Source organism: Providencia sp. NPDC089933 (assembly GCF_049545585.1).
In the GTDB taxonomy this organism is placed as follows: domain Bacteria; phylum Pseudomonadota; class Gammaproteobacteria; order Enterobacterales; family Enterobacteriaceae; genus Providencia; species Providencia huashanensis.
The window spans coordinates 1-2,538 of record NZ_JBMWDT010000031.1 but is presented as its reverse complement, the minus strand read 5'-3'; the positions used below and the strand labels follow the sequence as shown (position 1 = coordinate 2,538).

The following is a 2,538-nucleotide window of genomic DNA, read 5'->3' as shown; positions in this document are numbered from 1 at the left end:
GTTATCTGCAAAGTCATTTAAATCGAGTTGAGAAACGTCTATCCCACTGCCGTGCATTAATAGGCCGGGGTCAAAATACGATTCGGCATGCATAAAAGAGGGGGCCATTGCATAGCAACAAATAAAGACCTCTAATGCAATTAATTTTATTTTCATCCCTTTCACTGCATCACCTTTCGTTATTTATTCTTGTTATTTATGTTTCAATCGATGTTTATTCTATGGATTGAGGAGGTAACTCCATTAAATTTTCATCGGTAAATCGCCATTCGATTTTTCCAGCCTTCGAATTAGGTAATGTAATGTCTTTGGTTGAAAAAGGCGTTAATGTTATTTCCCTATCTTCATTTTTAATACTATTTCCAGCCACTTTTAAATAATCAAATGATAGATAGAACGGGGTTGGATTTTCAATCTGTAATAAATTACCTTTGCGAGTTATCTTAACTTTTTTCGCTAATTCAGCGGTCTTAAGTTCTTCAATCGCTTTAGGGCGATAGATTAATTTAAAATAGAAATTCGGGATAATATTCAATTGGACGCTATTTTCTTTTTTATTTTTCCCTTCATCAGGAATAGCTCTAATCCCAATCCAATACAAACTTTCTCTATCTTTTGGTATATCAGTATTATTAATTTGATTACTAATTCGACGGATATTCCATGAGGTTTGAGTATTAGGGTCCATTTTCTTTAGCGGAGGTAAGATAATAAATGGAACTTGCTCATTTTTATTTTCACTTTTAGGAAGTAAGGTCGCTTCATCAATATTAGCAACCCAAGCTTCCATTAAATAGCTATTGGGGTTTGCATTAGTCATATCAACACTAATACCGCCTGAGTTGCTTTCATTATAAACATAACGCTTTAGTACAAAGTCAAATCCTGTTGAGTTATCCGCCGATGCAATTAGTGGATAAAGTAGAATAATAAACCAAAAGGACCATACGCTATTTTTAATCATGTTGAGTACCCTTTAAGATGAGTGGTTTTGCTTTTGTTTCTCCACCATAATCATTGATTATGCTCCACTCTAACTTTGATATTTTTCTATTTGTATTTAATTCAACTGTTGAGAATGGGGCTACCATTGGTGCTCTATCACTATCATAATCGATGTTATCCATCTTTATATTTACTAAGGTATAGTAATAAGGAGATGGGTTTTTAATTACAATTTTCTTTCCTACCTGAGTTGCTGTTAGTTTATTAATGTAATCATTAACATGACCATTAATTCCATTTGGACGGTAGAACATCTTTATTACAATTTTTGTTGATAAGTTGAATCTTGTGTTCACCTTATCACTATCATCATTATTCCTTTGTTGTGTCTCAGGAATAAAATTAGACATGAGATAAAATAAGGACTCTCTATCATTAGGTAAATCGCCTAATGATTTTGGTATGATTTTCAATGCGTTATTTGAATTTTCTTTTAGTGTTACAATTGGAGGTATGACTGTGAAATTTTCACTAGCCTCACCCTCCTTTTCTAAGGTTGAAAAAATTAAGCTTTGTACCAGATATTTTTTTCCACCACTATTATGTGCTGTAATACTTTGACTTTTATCATTCTGAGTAAAGATAACCCTTGAATGGTCGAGTGAAACCGCAGCAAATGAAGCTTGTGATACAAAAACTATGCCTAATAAGGCTTGTATTATCTTTTTCATTTAAACTTCCGCTATATTATTAATCGGCATAATAGCCAATAGTTAATGTTGCAGAGAAATCACCATCGCTAGGGTTACAATTGCTTTCAGCGCAACGTAATTTGGCTGTCACCATTTTTGTTTCACTGACACTTTGAATATTATCCCAAATTATTGAGGCTGCATCTGGCTTTAATAATGAGCTCTGATTAACATCAATAACCCGATTTCCTTCTAATAACTGAACACCAATGACACCATTTGGGTCATCATTGAAGAAGTTTTTGCTGCCATTTAATGTATTACCTGATGCTAAATAAACCGCCGCCGTTTTTTGATCCGTCGTAGTACAATTTCTTAAACCAATCGAGAAATTCTTTGCCACTGTATCCTTTTTAATTTCACTGACGGTTGTGACACCAGATGCATTACCAAATATAATTTCATTTGGGACATCGATTTCACAGGTCTTAGCTAAAAATAAAACAGAAAATTGGTATTCTACTTTGTAATCATCTGCCGCCATCACGGGGTAATGCATGAGGAGCATTAAAAAAGTCAGTAACCCCTGTTTTATTTTTTTCATGGCTCTTAATCCTGATAATATTCAAAAGTAACCGCAGCATTAGCATCGCCTGGCTTAACGTTATTCTCTCGTTTGACAAGGCTAACTTGGTAATTCACAACAATTGAATCGCTGGTTGTGGAAGGAAATGTGGAAATCCCTTCATCTTTCACCGCCTGACAATTTTGGTTGTTATTGTCGCAGGATTCAAGTAAAAAACCCGTTTTAGTTGTATCTGCTAATCCAAAAAAAATACCATTATTAAATGTTGTTGATGCGGCCGATTTAGATTTTATTTTAATTTTCTTTTCAGTACCT

General features: G+C 34.0%; 3 protein-coding genes and 1 pseudogene. All 4 read right to left on the bottom strand.

Going from position 1 to position 2,538, the window contains the following annotated elements; genetic code table 11:
- Positions 1 to 214 precede the first annotated feature (214 nt).
- The gene (locus ACPEH5_RS22615; RefSeq protein WP_166696997.1) at positions 215 to 964 is read right to left on the bottom strand and encodes a fimbrial biogenesis chaperone; all 750 of its coding nucleotides are present in this window, start codon (positions 962 to 964) and stop codon (positions 215 to 217) included.
- Positions 957 to 1,676 carry a fimbrial biogenesis chaperone gene (locus tag ACPEH5_RS22610; protein WP_042848886.1) on the bottom strand — a complete coding sequence of 240 codons (720 nt, stop codon included), beginning with the start codon at positions 1,674 to 1,676 and terminating at the stop codon, positions 957 to 959. The genes ACPEH5_RS22615 and ACPEH5_RS22610 overlap by 8 nt, the downstream gene beginning before the upstream one ends.
- A gap of 19 nt (positions 1,677 to 1,695) precedes the next feature.
- Positions 1,696 to 2,241, bottom strand: coding sequence for a fimbrial protein (locus ACPEH5_RS22605; RefSeq protein ID WP_042848885.1), 546 nt, complete (start codon positions 2,239 to 2,241; stop codon positions 1,696 to 1,698).
- A 5-nt stretch (positions 2,242 to 2,246) separates the two neighbouring features.
- Positions 2,247 to 2,538: pseudogene (locus ACPEH5_RS22600) on the bottom strand (fimbrial protein); the annotation flags it as partial.